Source organism: Cohnella herbarum (assembly GCF_012849095.1).
Classification (GTDB): domain Bacteria; phylum Bacillota; class Bacilli; order Paenibacillales; family Paenibacillaceae; genus Cohnella; species Cohnella herbarum.
In genome coordinates this window covers 8,156,910-8,176,214 of sequence record NZ_CP051680.1, presented here as the reverse complement: position 1 = coordinate 8,176,214, position 19,305 = coordinate 8,156,910, and the positions used below count along the sequence as shown (strand labels likewise).

Here is a 19,305-nt window from a genome sequence, read left to right as displayed (position 1 = left end):
ATTATGTCCGATACGACGATGGTTCCCAAGTCTCCGCGCGAAAACGTCACTCCGCGTTCTTCGTCGAGCCGCCATTTTCGCCGCTATTGGCAGCTTTACGTCATGATGCTGCTGCCCTTGTGTCATTTTTTACTATTCAAATACGCGCCGCTTATCGGCAACGTCCTGGCGTTCCGGCGGTACCGTCCCGGAATGGGAGCGTACGGTTCCGAATGGGTCGGTTGGGCTTACTTCGAACGCTTTCTGCAAGACCCGGCTTTCTGGCGCGCTTTCAACAATACGCTCATTCTCTCTTTCGGGAACATTCTGATCAATTTTCCGATTCCGATCATTTTCGCCCTGCTGCTGTTCGAAATACGCTCGAAACGGTTCCGCAAATTCGTGCAAACCATTTCCTATATGCCTCGCTTCATTTCAACGGTAGTGGTCATCGCGATTCTGGGCGAGCTTCTCTCCCCTAGTTCCGGACTGCTTAACCGCGTGCTCGGCAGCTTGTTCGGCATGGATCCGATCTATTTCGTCAACGAACCGCAGTACTTCCGTCCGATCTACATTTTTACCGAAGCGTGGCAATACACGGGTTGGACCGCCATTATTTATTTGGCCGCCATTACCGGAGTTAACCGCGAGATGTTCGAAGCGGCGGAAATCGACGGCGCCAGCCGATTCCAGAAGGTGATATACGTGACCATTCCTTCGATTATGTCCACGATCATGGTCATGCTGATTCTGAATGTCGGTTCGCTCCTGAGTCTCGGCTTCGAGAAGGTGTTGTTGCTCTATACGCCGTCTAACGCCATGGTGAGCGACATTATCGACACGCTCGTCTACCGCACCGGACTGATGAATCAGAACTACTCTTACGCGACGGCCATCGGACTATTCAGTGGCGTCATCGGCGTCATTCTCGTGTCCAGCACGAACTGGCTCAGCAAAAAAATGTCCGGAGAAAGCATTTACTAACCCGGAAAGGAGCGGCACCGAATGAATAAACAGCGAAAATATCGGCCCCTGACGATCGGCGACGTGCTTATTAACGCTTTCATGGTTCTAGTCGTCCTGATCTGCTTCGTCCCGTTTCTCTATATGCTGGCTCTGTCCTTGTCCAGTCCCGAAGCCATTATTAATAACAAAGTCTCGTTATTTCCGGTCGGACTGAATTTCGAAGCTTATCACCAGATTTTCACTTATCCGAACTTCTTCAAAGCTTACGGCAATACGATATTCTACACCGCCGGGGGGACGTTGATCTCCCTGTTCATGAGCGCCCTGTTCGCCTACGCGATGTCCAAGCGATTCCTTAAAGGACATAAGCTGGTCATGATGCTCATCGTATTCTCGATGTTTTTCTCGGGCGGGTTGATCCCGACTTACCTGCTGATCTCCGATCTTAACCTGACTGGCACGCCGTGGGCCATGTTGCTGCCTTTCGCGCTTAACCAGTTCAACTTAATCATTCTGATCAACTTCTTCCGGGCCATTCCGGCGGAAATAGAAGAAGCCGCCATAATCGACGGCTTGAATTATTTCGGTATTTTGCAGCGGGTCATTCTACCCCTGTCCACGCCGGCACTGGCCACGATCGGCTTGTATACCGCCGTCTTCTTCTGGAACGACTGGTTCAACGGCTTGATCTATCTCAATACGCAACAGTATCCGGTTATGTTGTTCTTGCGCAATATCGTAAACGGAACGGCCATGGTCGGCGACGGCGCGGGAGCGGCGGACAAGAGCACGATCGCGATGTCTATCAAATCGGCCGTTATCATTACGTCGACACTGCCGATCATCATCCTGTATCCGTTGCTTCAGCGCTTTTTCGTCGCCGGCTTGACGGTCGGCTCGGTCAAGGGCTAACCCGATCGGCGATCGGCGGCAAGGAGCCAAGAGACTCCCCACCGGAGGATCCGGTTTCGTTCCCGGCCTCGCTAGATCATCCGATGCGTTCGACAGGATTCGGAGCTGCGGATCAAGTTTTGAATGACGTTGTCGTAATCCCGGTTAGCCATGGCCGTAAACAGCACGTCTATGATAATCAATTGGGAGATTCTGCTGCTCATGGCTCCGCTGCGATGATTGATTTCCGGAGACGACGTGTAGAGCTCGTAGTCGGATTTGACCGCTAACGGATTTTTACCCAGACGGGTCAAGGAAATCATCGTCGCATTGGCGGTTTGAGAAGCGATGTCGAAAGCTTCGTTCACTTCCTTGGTCATGCCGGAATGGCTGATGAAGAAGCAAACGTCGCCTTCCCGGGTGTTGGCCGCGTAGGTCAACTGAATGTGTCCGTCATGGCTGAAGCAGACATTGCTGCCGATGCGCAGCAGCTTGTTGTAGAAATCCTCGGCAACGAGCGCGGAAGCGCCTACGCCGAACAGCTTGACGGAACGCGCCTCGATGAGCTTGGTTACGACCGCGTCTACCACATCGGCGTTAAGCAGGCTAACGGTATCTTCGATTGATTGTATGCTGCCGCTTTTGACCGCTTTGAACACATCCGGCAGTCCTGCGTAATCTTTGATATCCGTAAAAATGAAACGGCTCTTGTCTTCATCCTCCGCCGCGCTGCTGTTAAGCTCGCTGAACAGGCTTCGCTTCATGTTTTTCAGGCCGTCGAAGCCGAGGGTTTTGGCTAGTCTTACCCAGGCGACCTGGCTGACGCCTGCATTCTCCGCCAGTTGGGCGATCGGCAGATGAAACAGACTTTCGACATCGGCTAGAAAATAATCCGCCGCTTTCTTCTCGGAGTTGCTCAAGGCGTTGTAGACGTTTCGTATGCGGATTTCTATATTGGTCAAATCTATCACCCGCTTCCAATTTTTAAAGAAAAGGAAAATTATACTCATTATACGCAGAGCGTTCGACAGAATCAAACCTCTATCGCGTCCAGAAAAGGATGGATGAATCATGACTTCGTACTTCGCGCAATTGACAACGGAAATGAACAATCCCGCGACTTCGACTATCGACGAGTCCGGCACGCGGGAAATGCTGCTCTTGATGAACCAAGAAGATCAGCGCGTTCCAGTATCGGTCCGCCAAGAGATCGACGCGATCGCCGACGCGGTGGACTTATTGGTTAAATCGCTTAAAAACGGAGGGCGAATGTTCTACGTGGGAGCCGGTTCCTCGGGACGGCTTGGCGTGCTAGACGCCAGCGAATGTCCGCCTACCTACGGAACCGATCCCGCGCTGGTACAGGCTTACATCGCCGGAGGAGATACCGCCCTCAGAACCGCCGTGGAAGGCTGCGAGGATGACGCGGACAGCGGAGCCTTGTTGATCCGGGAGAAGGGCGTTGGCGCCGGGGATGTGGTCATCGGAATTACCGCTAGCGGCTCCACCCCTTACGTGCTGGGCGCCATTCGCCAAGCCCGGGAGATCGGAGCAGCGACCGTGGGCGTCGTCACCAACAAAAATTCCCTGCTGGGCGATCTGTGCGATGTCTGTATCGCTCCCGTGGTCGGTCCGGAAGTCATCTCCGGCTCCACTCGGCTGAAAAGCGGTTCCGCGCAGAAGCTGGTTCTGAACATGCTTACGACCGGCGTCATGATCAAGTTGGGCAAAGTTTACAACAATCTGATGGTCGACTTGAAAGCAAGCAACAGCAAGCTCTACGACCGCTCTATCCGCATCGTTCGCGAGGTGACCGGCGTCTCCGAGCAGCAAGCCGCCGATACGTTAAAAAAAGCCGGGCTGCACGTGAAGACCGCCATTCTGATGCTGGAGACCGGTACGGATTTCGGAGAAGCGACAACGCTGCTCGAGCTGAACGAAGGCAGACTCAAGGCAGCGATCCGCAGCCGATTAGGAACCTTGACCGCAGGAAGCGAAATCGATGGCGAGCTATCCGATGGAGAGATCAAGCAATGATTACTAACCTATCTCTTACTTGTCAGATCGGACAACGAATGATGGCGGGATTTGACGGCCCCCATCTAGATGATGCTTTTATCGACCTAGTAAAAACGCGGAAAATCGGCAACGTGATCTTGTTCGCTTGGAATATTACAAGCAAGGAGCAGTTGAGGGAGTTATGCCGGGATATTCAGCAACTGGTGCGAGAGGAGACTGGCCAGCCCGCGTTTATCGCCATCGACCAAGAAGGCGGAGCCGTCTCCCGTCTGCCCGGAGACGCAACCCGCATACCCGGAGCGATGGCCATCGCCGCGACGGGCGATCCGGATAACGCCTACGCGGCCGGACGGATGACCGCGCTGGAGCTTCGGGCGCTCGGCGTCAATTTCAACTTATCGCCCGTGCTGGACGTCAATTCCAACGACGCGAACCCGGTCATCGGCGTTCGCAGTTACGGGGAGAAGCCGGAGACGGTCATTCGCTTCGCCTTGCCCATGATGCGGGGATTGGAAGACGGCGGCGCGCTTAGCTGCGGGAAGCATTTCCCGGGACACGGGGATACGAGCGTGGATTCCCATCTGGCGCTTCCCGTCGTGGATAAAACGATGGACGAGCTTCGCAAAATCGAGCTGGCGCCTTTCCAGGCCGCTATCGATGCCGGAATTCCGGCCATCATGTCTTCCCACATCGTGTTTCCTCGGCTGGACCCGGAGCGGCCGGCGACGATGTCCCGGGAAATATTGACCGGGCTGCTGCGGGAAGAGATGGGTTTCCAGGGATTAGTCATGACGGACTGCATGGAGATGAAGGCGATTCAGCACTCCTTCGGCACCGTGAAGGGAACGGTCGAAGCCGCCAAAGCCGGGGCCGATCTGCTGCTCGTCTCCCACACCGCCTCCTTGGCCGCCGCTTCCGCGGAGGCGATCCGGGAAGCTTTGGAGACGGGAGAAATCGACCAAGCGGAGTGGGAACGGTCGCTTGAGCGCATCTCCTCTCTCAAGAAGAAATATTTGGACCGTCCGACCGCCGATCCGTCGATCGTCGGCAGCGCGGCCCACGCGGAAGCGAACCGCAAGCTGCTGGAAAGGACGTTAACGCCGATCCGCGTGCCAGACGGGCGGTTTCCTCCTCTGGGCGATAGTCCGTGTTTTCTGGGATGTGCGGTTTTCCGAGCGACGAAGGTGTCCAATCTCGCCGACGATCCGTTAACCTTCCCCGCCTATATGGCGGAGAAGCTGGGAGGTCGCGCGGAGGTCACGCCTTCGGATCCGACGGAAGACGAAATCGCGGCGATCGTCGCCCGAACGACCGGAGCCAGTTGCATCGTCGTCGGAACCTACAACGGCCATCTCTATCGGGGTCAGTTGGAACTGGTGAACCGTTTAGCCACGGGTGACGTCCCGGTTATCGCGGTCGCCTTGCGGAATCCTTACGACCTGAGACATCTGAACCCGCCGATCTGGTCGCTGGCCGCTTACGAATATACCGCCCATATTTTCGACGCCGTCACGAACGTGCTTCAGGGCAAGTCGGAAGCTGTAGGCAAACCGACCGTCACCGTATTGTCTGAATAATCCTATCGAGGAGTGAACGATACATGGCAGATATGCTCGTCAATTTATTGAAGCTTCCCCCCCAAGAGGAGCTTCTCGCTAGGCTAGAGCAAGAGGGCATCCGCATACACCGAGCGCTCGCCCCGGATAAGCTCCGCGTCATCGAGTGGGTAGCGCAGCATTCCAGCCGCAACGCCGCGGGAGAAGCCGACGTCTGCTTTTCCCGAATGCCGGTTACCTGTTACTTGGCCACCCGGGGCGCGGACATCCTCGGCTATGCCTGCTACGAAGCTACGGCGCCGAATTTCTTCGGCCCCACTCGGGTGCTGGATTCGGAACAAGGCAAGGGCATCGGCAAAGCGCTGCTGCTCAAGAGCCTCTATGGCATGAGGGAATCATCCGGCTACGTCTACGCGATCATCGGAGGCGTCGGACCTGCCGAATTTTACGAGAAAGCCGTCGGAGCGGTTCGGATTCCGGATTCCACTCCGGGGATTTACCGGGATTTTCTCGGCGCGAAAAACAGGTAAAGCCGGCAACGAGCCGAACTTTTCGACCTAAAATTAGTAGAAGCGATCGTCCCCGGCAGAAGGGGAATCGCTTCTTTTTGTCGAACAAAGTTTTGTTGCTCCGATAACATTGATTTTAATCAGGTTATCTGCATAGTAGGAAGCTGGTCACGCCCTTTCGGGCTGATCTTTCCGGTTCCGCCCTTTCGGGACCGAATAACTCTAACGGAACCCACAGCCCTTATTTTTCTAAAAAAGGGGCATTTCAAAGTGTAACGGAAATGAGCGCTCTTATTTGCCGATAATTCGTCGAAATTCAGCCGTTTGGACACAAATAGCGGCATGTAGCTCCGTAAAAACTTACACATGCTCATTTTCGTCAAAATAGCGGCATCCAGCTCCGTTAGAATTCCAAACGCTCGCTGAGACACCCACACTTTTTTCTTCTTCCATTCATCGCTATAGAAACTTACCAGGCATACGCTTTCGGAGCGTCCCCGCCAGGACCCGGGAAAATTTCGTCGATGCGGGCAAGCGTGACGACATCGAGCTTAAGTTCCAGCGCGCGCAAGCTGCGTTCGAATTGCTGGAGCGTTCGAGCGCCGATGATCGGCGCGGTTACGGCAGGTTGGTGCAGCAGCCACGCGAGCGAAATGATATCCTCGGTCTCGCCGAGCTCGGCCGCGAGTTTCGCGTACGCTTCCAACTGTGGCCGAAGCTTTTCAATGCGCGCCTTATCGGAGCCGGATCGGCGTCCGGCGTCGAGCTTCAGCGCAGTTCCGCCCAGCAAACCGCCGTCCAGCGGACTCCAAGGGATGATACCCAAGCCAAGCGCTTGAGAAGCAGGCAGCACTTCCAGCTCAGGCAAACGGCATAGCAGGTTGTATTTCGACTGTTCGGACACTAGGCCCAGATTCCCTCGGGCTTCCGCTTTCCCCTGCGCCCATGCGATATCCCAACCGGCAAAATTGCTGGATCCTACGTACCCGATCTTGCCTTGCTGCTGCGCATTTTCGAATGCGCTCCACAGTTCCTCCCATACGACGGAGCGATCGATATGGTGCATTTGATAGAGCTCGATATGATCGGTTTGCAGTCGTCTGAGCGAACCTTCTAGATGGCGGCGCATTTTGTAGGAAGAAAGTCCTTCAACCCTGTTGGGGCCGTCGAGCGGATCGTGCATGTCGTTGTAGAACTTGGTAGCCAGTACCGTTTTCTCGCGACGCCCTCCGCCTTGGGCGAACCAACGACCGATAATTTCCTCCGTTCTGCCGCAGTTCTCGCCCCAGCCGTAAATATTGGCCGTATCGAAAAATTGGATTCCGGCGTCAAGTGCCGCGTCCATAATGCGGAACGACTCTTGTTCATCCGTGTCCACGCCGAAATTCATCGTTCCCAAGCACAACCGGCTTACCCGCAAACCCGAACGTCCCAGCTTCGTGTATTCCATTTTTCGTACGCCCCTTTAATAAGAATGGTTCAACGCCTGTTAGAGCTTAAGTATACCATCCATCAAAATAAAAGCTCTTATTGATGTGTTTTCAAATAGAATTATTCCATTCGAACATCATCGATAGTGGCGTTCTGTTCCGTCTGCCGAACCAATGAGATATAGTACACAGTGCTTATTTGATTCATTACCTGATAGACAATTACTCTCTCGCTTCCTGAACCTTCAATTGCTTGCCTTTAACCGTAGTCGTCTTCATGATCTCTAGGACATGCGGACCTTTGCCGTTAAGAATTTCGATGAACGTCACGCTGTCCTGTATCGTAATGATGCCGATATCTTCCGCCGTTACGCCTTCGATTCGGGCAAGCGTACCTACGAAATCGACCGCCCTCAGCTTCTTATTCTTACCGCCGTTGAAATAGAGCTTCATGATGCTCTTATTCAGTTGTTCGTTCTTATCTTTCTTTATCGTTGGCTGAATGCTCATCTTCTTGTCGAAAGCGGCCTGTCTGAGCGATACTTCCTCCTTGGACGGCATCTTCCTTCTGCGAATTTCGAATCCTAGGTACCCTTCGATATTCGCCAGGAATTTATCTTCGCTCGGAGTAGCGAAGCTGATCGCTTTCCCCGCCTTGCCTGCGCGCCCCGTCCTACCCGAACGATGAACGTAGCCTTCGGCGTCCTGGGGTAGATCATAATGAATGACGTGCGTGACATTATCGATATCGATCCCGCGTGCCGCCACGTCCGTCGCGACCAGGTAACGGAAGGCCCCTTTCCTGAATTCGTTCATCACCCTGAACCGATCCTCTTGCTCCATGCCTCCATGAATTTTTCCGGATCTGAACCCTAGTCGGTCTAATTGCTGATAAACCCTATCCACTTGCTCCTGGGTACGTCCGAAAATGATGCAGCTGTCCGGGATCTCTACGACGAGGAGGTTTAAGAGCAACTGCGGCTTATCCCCTTCCTTCACCGCGATCACGGAATGGTCGATTAACGTATTCGTCTCTCCGGGTGCCGCAGCAATCTCGATATTCACGGGATTTCTCATGATTTTGTGACAGAGCTTCTCCACATCCTTGGGCAACGTTGCGGAAAATAACAAAGTCACTCGATCCTTAGGAAGTTTCTGCACGATCTTCTCGACTTGTTCGATAAACCCCATGCTGAGCATCTCGTCCGCTTCATCGATGACCAGATAACGGATAAGCTCCAAATCGAGCGTACCTCGCTCGATATGATCCATCACTCGGCCCGGCGTACCTACGATGACATGGGTCTTCTGCTTCAGTTGGGCGGTTTGCTTGGAGAAAGATTCTTTCCCGTACAGAGGGGTCGCTTTAATCCGCTTGAATCTGCCGATGTTCGTGATATCTTCGTTGACTTGCACGGCTAATTCGCGCGTAGGCGTTAAGATCAAAGCCTGCGGCTTATTCTCTTCCCATTCCGCCATCTCGCACACCGGTATCCCGAACGCGGCGGTTTTGCCGCTCCCCGTCCGGGATTTTACCGTTAAATCCCGCTTCTCCAGCGCGATCGGCACCACTTTATGCTGAACTTCCGTCGGCTTCTCGAAACCTAAGCCCGCCAACGCCCTAATAATCTCTTCGCTTAATTTATAATCGCTGAAAGTTTGCTCGCTCATCTTTTTCGCCTCTGCTCGTGTTTACTCTATTGCTCACGAGCTAATCTTAGACGATAGAGCGATACGAAAGCAATGCGGCACTTCAGGAGAATAACATTACTGGGCCTCTATCGTATCAATTACCGTTAATCCAATAGTCGATAAACTGCTGCTTTTCTTCCTCGTCGTCTTTCGTCTGTTCCCACCACCATACGCCAGAACCGCCGACCACTGCGCCTTCGGCAATCGCTTCGTTTACCGCTATCGAATGGTTCCGGGCGTTCTCGTAATCGCGGTGATAGTCGTTCAATCCGTATCTGCCGGGACCTAACGGAATGAATACGCAATCCGTTCCGCTTAATGCTTCACTGATACGTATCGTGTTATCTTTAATGGCCGACAAGAACGATGCTTCATCGACCGTATACGGATTTGCCGGCCACGGTGCGGTTAAATCGTCCGATGGGTCCGCGCCCGTATCGTAGTCCATCATAATAATCATATCCAACACTTCTCCATATCGGGTTAATTCTTCGTCCGGCATATACTTCGGAAACGGATTTCCGCATATCGAGAGATGTTTGTCGGGCCCGATCGCCGCTCTCACCTTCTTGATCAACGCTAAATAATCGTTCGCCGATGCTCCGGATCTGAGCGGTTCAAAATCGATATTGATTCCGTCAAGCTCGAAGGTTTCCACCAAATATTTCGCTTTCGCCGCGATTCTATCATGCATGGTCGCCTTATCGATGGTAGGCGTATGGACGATTCCCTTGCGATCGGTATACGGCAAATTCTGAACGTGCATAAAGCTGTTGCCGCTTATCGCGCCGATTAGATTGATATACGGATTCGTTGCCCTTGATACGGTGATCCAGTGTCGTAATTCTTTGTACGCATTGGGATCAAGCGTGCCGTCGATTGCGCCGCCTTCAATCGTATCTTCGAAAGTCGCCGTATTCGCGACCCGATCGAAAAATCCGACGTCGATCATTTGGTGTTTGATCTGGAAAGAAGTCATTTTATTGACCGTATTCTGTATGAATCTATCCGTCTGCGGGTAGACAACCCAGTCGGGATTCAAGAAGGTGACGTTATTCGTCCGATAAGCCGGCGTTTCCGCGAAAACCTGTACTTCTACGTAATGATTATACGGAGTTACGGCTCCGTTCGTCTTCGTGCTTCCATTAGAATACATTCGGATATACCTCGCGTTAATTGCGTTAAATTTGATTTCCTTGCCTGCGCTTGACTCCGCGTACTCGGCATCCGAGCCTACCCCTAGCGCTGCCGATCCATCGGAATCGTTATTGAATACGGTAGTCGTTTCAATCGCGGCAAAATTCGGATCGTTGGATAGCTGGACGATGACGTCCTGATAGGTGCGCGCGTCGCCATAGTAATGCCAGAGATTAACCGCGTTGATATCGTAGCTTCTACCGAAATCGATTTGGATGTAATTCAAGCCCGCTCCGACATCCGCTAACAGATCGGTGTCATTGCTCGTTCCATCCGTCGCGTAAACCGCGTCCGTCACGCTAATGTTAGAGGAGATGCTCTTCCCCGCAGCGACGTTGTTCGGAACGATAGGCGAAGGAATCGGCGCCGGCGGAGACGTCGGTCTAGCAGCCGTCGTCCAAGCTTCTACTTCTACGTAATGATTATAGGGGCTGTCGGCTCCGTTTCGTTTCGTGCTTCCGTTAGAATAAATTCTCATGTACTTTGCTTTTACCGCGGATACGGCAATCGCCTTTCCTTCGTCCGACTCGGCGTATTCTTCATCCGTCCCCGCGCCTAAACCGGCGGTATTGTCCGAATCGTTATTAAACACCGTCGTGTATTCGGCGAAGTTCTGATCGTTGGATAGCTGGACGATGACATCATGATAAGTTCTTCCATCGCCGAAGTAATGCCACAAATAGACCGATTTGATCGTATGGCTGCCTCCAAAATCGATCTGGATGTACTTTAAGCCGGATTCGGCTTCCGTTAATAGATCGGTATTATCGATTTTCCCATCCGTGGCAAACGCCTCGTCCATTAACGTGGCATTGGACGTTAGCGCTTTGCCAAATGCCACGTTAACAGGCACTTCCGGCTTCACCGGAGGCGTCGTTGGCGGTGTTACCGATGGCGACGTCGATCCAGATGAAGCCGAAGACGGAGTTTTGATCGATTTCGGCGGTGTCTCGAAGGTCGTACCTTTCGCTTCATTGTTAACTTCGGCGCTAACGATCGTTCCAAGTCCGATAACTTTCACGACTGCGTCTAACACGAGCCTGGCGATTTCGGTATTCTGGGCCAAGTTAAACGTAATGTCCCCGCTATCCTTATGCACGTTGAGCTGATCGATTAGACCCTTCAACAAATCAACCTCGATCGACTTCGCATACACCTCGACGCTTGCGAAATGCCCGATCAGCGTCACTTTCGATTTCGCTTGGAGCTCCTTAGTCATTTCAACATTCAAGATCCCGCCATCCGTCGCCGCGGTTTGGTCCAACGTAACCGACGTATAGACGATCACTTTCGTCACCGTCGTAGAACCTTCTACCACGATCCGTACTTTACCGTCCTTTTTATCTACGACGATCGTTAGCAATACCGAATCCTTGAAATGAATCGAATTCTCGCCTCCGCCTTTAACGGTAGTCGTGCCTTGAACCGTGACGCCGTCAAGCGTCGCTTCCCCGTCTCCGATTCCTTCCGCGAAAATCAGGTTCCCGGTAATCGTCGTGTTGCGTAAGATTACGCCCGAAGTAACGATGACAACGTCGCCGTTAATCGTCGAATTTCCTTTGTCAGGGCCGTATATTCCCGCTTTGTCATACACGGACGTCGTATTGGAAGTGCCATGGACGCTAAGCGCACGGTTCAACAGCACGACTGCCTCTGCTCGGGTGATATTGCCTTCAGGGCGAAAAGTACCGTCGACGAATCCTTTCATTAAGCCTTTGGCCACAACGGCCGCTACGGCCGCTTTGCTAGTCGATGCGATCGACTTCTTGTCTTTGAAATCGTCGAGTTTGCTTAAAGAAACCGTTGACGTATCCAACTTCAATAAACTGCTTATTGCCTTTGCCGCTTCTTGGCGGTTTAGTTTGTTATGCGGGCGGAATGAATTGTCCGAATAGCCGCCGATATAACCTGCTTTGACCGCTTTACCGATTTCGGCGGATAACCAGCCGAAGCTTGTCACATCCTTGTACGTAAGCGGCGTCGCTTCCGTTAACCCGAACGATCTGTTAACGAGCGTAACGAATTCCGCCCTCGTCACCTCCTCGTTCGGCTTCATGGTCCCATCCGGATATCCCTTCAAATAACCTTTGGCCTTCCATTCCGATAATTGCCGTTCCGCCCAATGGCCCCCGATGTCCGAGGAAGCAGCTCCGAACGCAGTCGCGGATGATAAGACGATCGTGATGATCAGTAGCAAGCTTAACGACAGCGTCGCAGATCTCTTTAATAGCATGATTAATCCCTCCGCTTCAATAATATATGTTAGCGCTTTCATTTTATCGTCGTTCGATTCCGTATTTGTATCTTGGGGAGTAAAGGCCGCCCGCCCGTCTATTAAGACTTGCCGGCAGCCTTTAAGCCAAACCTTTAGTTATTGTTCATTTTACTCACGTTTTCTTGCCATTTCACGGTGAAGTATTCCAGCAGCTTATTTAAGCCTAACGATTGAGCATCCTTCTCTGCTTTATCCAAGATCGCCAGTACATCCTCGTCGCTCTTCGCCATGATCGCTTTCGCGCGAACTTGCTTGAACAAATCGTCGATTTGCTTAGCGATGATGCCTTCCTCGGATTCGGGCATCGGATCGATATTAATGAACTGCGTTGCGTCCGATTGAGTTTTCCATGTAATGTTCGTCTGTTGCTCCGTTGACCAACTGCGCTGGTTTTCAGGCAATGTCATCTCGAATTTCGCTTTCGAAGTATCTATGAATACCGTATCGGCCGCCCATTGGAAATCGGTAATCGACGACATCAGCTTGTCGCGTCCTTCGATGTCGGTCGCGTACTTGTCCGTGAACTTCGTCGTTCCGTCTTCGTTGAAGCCATCCCAATACAATCCCGGAGGCCCCCACATGCTTACGCTTTGTCCTTCCGGTCCGGTATACCAATCCAGGAACGCGAAGATCGCTTCTGGGTTTTTCGCCGCCTTCGTAATGACGCTTACGTTCCATCCCAATTGGTTATAGGTTCCCGGCCAAATCTTGTTTTTGTCCAACCCGGCTTTATGAATCGGCCACACCATGAAATAGCCTGCTTCCGGATCTTGTTTCTTCAGGTTCGCATTACCCGGGTCGCTATATTTCGTTGCACTGATCGATGCGAACACCGCAACTCGTCCGTTCAACACTTTCTCTTTCACTTGATCTGCCGTCTGCGTCATCGCATCCTGAGTCATGAGTTTCTCGCGGAATAACTTGCTTGAGTATTGCAGCGACTCGCGGAAAGCCGGATCCTTGAAAATCGACGACAGCTTGTTATCCTTCGGAACTCCGCGGAGGCCAAGATACCTGACCTGGTAGTCCTCGCCGAAAGCAGAGAATAAAACCTCTAATCCGTCGCCTTGAGAGCCCAATCCGATTTCGAGAGGAATTACCTTCGGAAACTTCTCTTTAACCAGCTTTAGATAGTTATATAGATCGTCCGTCGTATCCAATGCCGGGGAACCGAGCTCTTGATAAATCTTCTTGTTGATTACATAACCCGCGTTACCGTTCGGCTTGCTCGTGTACCAGTTAGGGAACTGATAGAGCTTGCCGTCGGAGGAGCGCAACATGTTGATTCCGGCTTCGCCCAACGATTTTTTCAAATTCGGATATTTATCCAAGTATTCGTCGAATGCGACGAGCATTCCGGCTTCGCGCAGCTTCTCGACGTCGGGTCCTCTTTCCGTCCATATGACGTCGGGCAGTTCGTTGGACGCAATCATCATATTGTACTTCGTGGCCGCGTCGCCGCCGGATTGAACCGCCGTGACGTTTACTTTCTTAGTCTCTTGTATCCATTTCGTCGAGGGATCTCCTCCCCATGGCGGGGTCGTATACCAGTCGTAATTGCCGTAGAAGGAAAATTCCAACGGCTCCGAGCCTAATACGAATGCATTGCCGCCTACAGTTGCGGACTCGCTTGGAGATGCGGGCCCGCTTGCTTGTTCGCTCGGCTCGCTGCCAGTCGAACTCGCCGGTTGCGAGCCGTTCGTCGTCTCTTTGTTCGAGGAACAACCCGTGAGCGCGGCAGTGGTCATCAGCATTGCAACGACCGAAGTCAATACCCATTTCTTCATTCTCTGTAATCCCCTCTCGAATATATAAATACATCCATATATGTTTATAAGCCGAGCGGCTTCAAACATCGTACGTTACCGTTGGTCGAACCAAGCGGTCATTCTTTCATCGAACCGATCAATACGCCTTTAACGAAGTATTTCTGTACGAACGGATAGACGCAGACGATCGGCAGCGTCGCCACCATCATCGTCGCCATCGACAATGATTTCGTCGTAACGTTCTTCATCTGATCCATGGCGTTCTGCGCGGCGGAGTCGAGTTGAGCCATCTGCTCGGTCATGATATTCGCGTTTAAGATTTGCTTAAGCATCGTTTGAATCGGCAGCCATTTCTCGCTCGTAATGTAGATACTTGGCGTAAACCAATCGTTCCAGTGATAAATAGCCGTGAATAGAGACAGCGTCGCGATGACCGGACCGGACAACGGAAGCACGATCCGGAATAGCGTTCCCCAATCCCCGCAGCCGTCGATCTTCGCCGATTCTTCCAACCCAACGGGTAAGCCTTGGAAGAAGGTTCGGAATATGATCATGTTCCAGACGCTGATGATGCCCGGGATGACCATAACCCAGAACGAATTGGTTAACCCGATCTCTCTGATGAGCATATAGGAAGGAATGAGCCCGCCCGAGAAATACAGCGTGACGAGTCCAATAATCATATACACCTTGCGGCCGTACAGCTCTCGCTTGGTCATCCCGTAGGCGAACACCGCCGTAAATACGATCGATAGAAACGTGCCGACAACCGTCCTCAGTATCGAGACGAAGAACGCGTTCGTGATCCGGCTGTCTTGGAACACGATATCGTAATTCTCAAGCGTAAAAGCCCGAGGCCAGAACGTGACGCCTCCGAGGGAGGTATCGAACCCGCTGTTAAACGATATGACCAGCGCATTCCAGAACGGATAAAAAGTAACGAAAGCAAGCAAAGCCAATAACGCATGAATCGTCACCGACATGACGCGATCACCTAAACTGTATTTCATCGACAACCCTCGCTTTTTGTTCTACCATAAGCTGTTTCCGGTTCTACGGGCGATGAGATTGGCAGCCGTTAGCAATCCGATGCTAATGATCGCTTTGTACAAGCCTACCGCGGTTGCGTACGAAAATCTCGAGCTCTTGATTCCGACCCGATACACGTAAGTGTCCAGCACGTCCGAGACTTCTCTGAGAGCCGGATTCGTCGCCAGCAACAAAATATCCTCGAAGCCCGCCGAAAGCAGGTTGCCGATGGCCAGGATCAAGAAAATGATAACGACCGGCATGATGGCGGGAATCGTAATCAGGTACATCTGCTTCAGCTTGCCGGCGCCGTCAATCGATGCGGCTTCGTACATGTCCGGATTTACGCCGGAGATCGCCGCCAAGTAAATAATCGATGCGAAGCCGATTTCCTTCCATACGTTCGCGCTGATCAGGATTCCCCAGAAATACTCCGTCGTCGATAACCAGTTAACCGGCTCGTCGATCAAATTTACTTTCTGGAGAAGGATGTTAATGCTTCCGTTGTCGGTGGATAACATCGACATCGTGAATCCGGCAACGATAACCCAAGACATAAAATGCGGCAAGTAACTGATCGTCTGCACGATTCTCTTGAATGCCATCTTTCGGACTTCGTTCAGCATAAGCGCTAACAATATCGGCGCGGGAAATCCGATGAGGAGCTTCAGCAAGCTGATCACGACGGTATTTCGCATGACCAGCCAGAAGTCCGGCGAATGAAAGAACATTTCAAAGTGTTTAAAGCCGACCCAGGGACTCTCCCAGAACCCTTTGAAAATGTTGTAATCTTGAAAGGCCATTAATGTGCCATACATCGGAATATAGCTAAAGATTAAGATAAACAGGATTGCCGGAACGACCATCAATTGAATGTCTATTTGCCTGCGTAACCGTTTGTTCAAATGGGCTCCCCCTCCAGTTACACCTAATTGTAACCGTTTTCGGTTCGTATCTCATCGATGAATTTTCTACCTCATTTTAACAGCTAACTTTTTATTTGTACAGTGTCCTTATTATTAAAAATTCCTATTTAATGTTAACATGCGCGCCCGAAAATCTCTTCGCAAAAGCCTTCATGCTTCCGTCTCCGGAGGAGCAGATCAACACGACGGAACTGGCTTCGGGTAAGCTGTCGGCATCGTACGGATTTCTGAGCACGAGGCAAATATGCGGCTTCCGGTTAGCGCAAATATTCGCTAAATCCAGTTGGTTCGTGAAAATATGGGCGTTGCGCGTAATCTGGATAACCGCGTCCGCCTGTTCGATTCTGCTCTCGACTACGCGCTGTTCCAGCTCTGTCGGATTCATCGAAATCCGAATCGTCTCGACTCCTATTCCCTGATCGCCCAAGTAGTTTTCTAGCATGAACTTCTTATCGAACGTAGTATCGGCTTGCGTAAGCCTCTCCATCGTCGGAATAACCATAACGTACTTCCGGCCGTCAAGAGGCAACAGTCCTGCCGGATCGCGGTGCACGACGATAGAGGCTTCCGCGATCTCAGCCGCGTGGGCTTCCCATAAGTTCGAAGGAATCGGATTCGCATTGTCCCGGTAGTGCTCCATCGCTTCCTGCATCTTGCGTATCCGTTCAACGGATCGGTCGATTCGCTCTTCGGAAATGGCGCCCGATCTAACCGCTTCGATAATACCCGCGCGCACTTTCTCTTGGAAGTCCCGCGTATGACACATAATAATCTGGTCATTCCCGGCGAGAACGGCTAACACTCCGATTTGCTCCGGCTCGTAATTGTTTTTAATCGCCTGCATCTCGATGTCGTCCGTGCAAATTACGCCTTCGAAGCCCAATTCGTCCCTCAACAGATGTTCGATGAAAAACGGAGACAGGGAAGCCGGCAGCGATCCGGATTGCGGGATGTTCGGAAATAAGATATGGGCCGTCATTATCGCATCGACTCCCGCTTCGATAGCGGCAATGAAAGGCGGCAGCGCTTGCTCGTACAATTGTTCCAACGTTAAGTCGCAAGAAGGCATCTCGACGTGCGAGTCGGCCGCGACATCCCCGTGTCCGGGAAAATGCTTGGCGGTACAAGCGACTCCGGATCGTCGCATCCCTTTAATGAATGCGGCTCCGTATATCGCGACCTGATTCGGGTCCTCTCCGAAGGAGCGTATTCCGATAACGGGATTAAGCGGATTGGAGTTAACGTCCAGAACAGGAGCCCAGTCCAACATAAAACCTAGATGATTAAGCTGACTACCGATGAGTCGGCCGCTTTCATAGGCAAGCCGGGGATTCTTAGCAAGACCAAGAGCCCGATTGCCGGGTACGTCCGCGTAAAATTCCGTGAAGTTCGCCAGCGAACCGCCTTCTTCATCGATACCGATCATGAAAGGCTTAAGTCCCCGAGGATTCGATTCGGACCACTCGTTAAGATCCGCGATAATTTTCTTGAGCTGGCTTTCGTTATCGAAATTATGCGGGAATAACCCCAAGCCCCCATAGCGTAGCTTTGACAAGGTCGATCTCACTTCATCCGTTACCACTTTGGAGGGCATCCCCACCACGCACATTAACCCTACTTTTTGCTCCAGCGATAACGCTTTCATTTTCGTTCCCCTTCCGAATGCACAAAGGATGTTTTGCTTCGCTTAATTAATTCGTACTCTTTACTAATTAATTATAAAATCAATTTACATCCTCTTCGCGGTATTGTCAACATAAAAAAAGCGCCTTTTTCGCCACTGGCGAAAAAGGCACCTGATCCTTATTAAAAGTAATCCTCGAACACTTTATGCAGCATGAGCGTCGATGCGCCGATAATAAAGTTTTTGTCGCCGAACGTTGCGGTAACGACTCTATTCTCGTCAAAAGGCAACGGGAACGGAAACTCCGCGAGCCCCTTTTTTAATTGGCCGACGAATTTATCGGAATCCCGGATCCAGCCGTGCAGCACGACAAGCTCGGGGCTAATAAAGTTAATAAATACGGAAAGCGCATGGACAAGAAGATAGTTGACTCTGGATATCGTCTCTTCTGCCAATGCCTCCCCTTCCTCGTACCTCTCTAACAACTCGTCGAACGTAAGCGGAATCCGTTCCAACTTACGCTGCTTCGCCAATAGTTGGGCATGTTCCAGAATGGCGGGCTCCGTCAGAACCATCGCAATGCATCCGATCTGTCCGCAATCCTCGCATCTTTGACCGTAAGGATCAATCAACATGTGCCCGATCTCGCCGGCCAGTCCTCCATATCCCGAATGGACCTTCCCGTCGATGACAAGCGCCATGCCGATCCCTGTATCCATAGATAGAAAAAAGAGGCTTTCCGATCGCACGTTCCCGACGAAATATTCTGCGTAGGCGGCTGCTTTCGTATCGTTCACGACAATAACCGGATAGTCGAACTCTCTTCGGAGCAGTCTCTTGATTTCCAGATTATCGATCCGAAGCAGCGTAGATTTGAAGATAATCTCGCCGGTATCGTTAATGACGCCTGGCGTGGAAATCGCGATTCCTTTGATTTGCAGCGGATCTTTAACGATCTCCGATTCCAAGAGCCGGTTAATCGTCTCCACCATGAACTTCAAAACGGCCTCTTTTCCTCTAACGACCTCCGACTTAAATTCATAGACGATTTCGTTTCGAAAGTTTAATAAGGCGCTATGAAATTCATTATTCCCAAGCGAAATGCCGATGATATACCCTTTATCGCGGCTGATTTCCAATGCGATCGCTTTACGTCCCGCTCCGGGAGAGGACTTCTCGCCGACTTCGTCAATGAGATTTTGCTGGATTAATTCGTCCACCAAAGTAGATACCGTCGTTGCGCTAAGCTTGGATCTTTGGGCGATTTCGGCCCGGGATAGGCTTCCGTTCCGAAGCAGCATATGCAGAATAAGAGAACAATTGATTTTTTTCATTAACTGAAGATTGCCTTTTTGTGCTTTCATAGCTATTTTTCCTTTCAGTGTTGCATCGCTAGTCTAGTTAACCGTTTCTAAATCCTATAGACGCCAAACAATTAATCAG

Annotated in this window: 14 protein-coding genes; 5 read left to right on the top strand and 9 right to left on the bottom strand. The window is 51.7% G+C overall.

Annotation, left to right across the window (positions count from 1 at the left end):
- Positions 1-3 precede the first annotated feature (3 nt).
- On the top strand, positions 4-963 hold the full coding sequence (locus tag HH215_RS34340) for an ABC transporter permease (protein ID WP_169284017.1): 960 nt from the start codon (positions 4-6) through the stop codon (positions 961-963).
- A 21-nt stretch (positions 964-984) separates the two neighbouring features.
- A complete protein-coding gene (locus tag HH215_RS34335; RefSeq protein ID WP_169284016.1) occupies positions 985-1,857 on the top strand; it encodes a carbohydrate ABC transporter permease in 873 nt (290 codons plus the stop codon).
- Between the two features lie 71 nt (positions 1,858-1,928).
- Here the strand turns inward: HH215_RS34335 and HH215_RS34330 are convergent, their stop codons facing one another.
- Positions 1,929-2,798 (bottom strand): MurR/RpiR family transcriptional regulator, encoded by an 870-nt coding sequence (locus HH215_RS34330; protein ID WP_169284015.1) that lies wholly within the window; start codon positions 2,796-2,798, stop codon positions 1,929-1,931.
- Between the two features lie 109 nt (positions 2,799-2,907).
- Here HH215_RS34330 and murQ point away from each other — a divergent pair, with 109 nt between their 5' ends.
- The 3 genes from murQ to HH215_RS34315 are packed head-to-tail and all read left to right on the top strand — an operon-like array spanning position 2,908 to position 5,941.
- On the top strand, positions 2,908-3,873 hold the full coding sequence (murQ, locus tag HH215_RS34325; protein WP_169284014.1) for an N-acetylmuramic acid 6-phosphate etherase: 966 nt from the start codon (positions 2,908-2,910) through the stop codon (positions 3,871-3,873).
- Positions 3,870-5,432, top strand: coding sequence for a beta-N-acetylhexosaminidase (nagZ, locus tag HH215_RS34320; RefSeq protein ID WP_174887655.1), 1,563 nt, complete (start codon positions 3,870-3,872; stop codon positions 5,430-5,432). The genes murQ and nagZ (HH215_RS34320) overlap by 4 nt, the downstream gene beginning before the upstream one ends.
- A gap of 23 nt (positions 5,433-5,455) precedes the next feature.
- Positions 5,456-5,941, top strand: a complete 486-nt coding sequence (locus HH215_RS34315; protein ID WP_169284013.1) for a GNAT family N-acetyltransferase — start codon at positions 5,456-5,458, stop codon at positions 5,939-5,941.
- 448 nt (positions 5,942-6,389) lie between these two features.
- Here HH215_RS34315 and HH215_RS34310 read toward each other — a convergent pair whose 3' ends face one another.
- The 8 genes from HH215_RS34310 to HH215_RS34275 form a co-directional block, all read right to left on the bottom strand.
- The gene (locus HH215_RS34310; RefSeq protein WP_169284012.1) at positions 6,390-7,370 is read right to left on the bottom strand and encodes an aldo/keto reductase; all 981 of its coding nucleotides are present in this window, start codon (positions 7,368-7,370) and stop codon (positions 6,390-6,392) included.
- A gap of 202 nt (positions 7,371-7,572) precedes the next feature.
- Entirely contained in the window at positions 7,573-9,021 is a 1,449-nt protein-coding gene (locus HH215_RS34305) for a DEAD/DEAH box helicase (RefSeq protein WP_169284011.1), read from the bottom strand.
- A 115-nt stretch (positions 9,022-9,136) separates the two neighbouring features.
- Positions 9,137-12,472, bottom strand: a complete 3,336-nt coding sequence (locus tag HH215_RS34300) for an S-layer homology domain-containing protein (protein WP_169284010.1) — start codon at positions 12,470-12,472, stop codon at positions 9,137-9,139.
- A 134-nt stretch (positions 12,473-12,606) separates the two neighbouring features.
- Complete coding sequence (locus HH215_RS34295) at positions 12,607-14,301, bottom strand: extracellular solute-binding protein (RefSeq protein ID WP_169284009.1); 1,695 nt, start codon at positions 14,299-14,301, stop codon at positions 12,607-12,609.
- Positions 14,302-14,399: 98 nt separating this feature from the next.
- Entirely contained in the window at positions 14,400-15,293 is an 894-nt protein-coding gene (locus tag HH215_RS34290; RefSeq protein WP_169284008.1) for a carbohydrate ABC transporter permease, read from the bottom strand.
- A 21-nt stretch (positions 15,294-15,314) separates the two neighbouring features.
- Positions 15,315-16,178 (bottom strand): ABC transporter permease, encoded by an 864-nt coding sequence (locus HH215_RS34285; RefSeq protein WP_169284705.1) that lies wholly within the window; start codon positions 16,176-16,178, stop codon positions 15,315-15,317.
- Between the two features lie 163 nt (positions 16,179-16,341).
- Complete coding sequence (gene nagZ / locus HH215_RS34280; RefSeq protein WP_169284007.1) at positions 16,342-17,883, bottom strand: beta-N-acetylhexosaminidase; 1,542 nt, start codon at positions 17,881-17,883, stop codon at positions 16,342-16,344.
- A gap of 161 nt (positions 17,884-18,044) precedes the next feature.
- The gene (locus HH215_RS34275) at positions 18,045-19,226 is read right to left on the bottom strand and encodes an ROK family transcriptional regulator (protein ID WP_169284006.1); all 1,182 of its coding nucleotides are present in this window, start codon (positions 19,224-19,226) and stop codon (positions 18,045-18,047) included.
- Positions 19,227-19,305 lie beyond the last annotated feature (79 nt).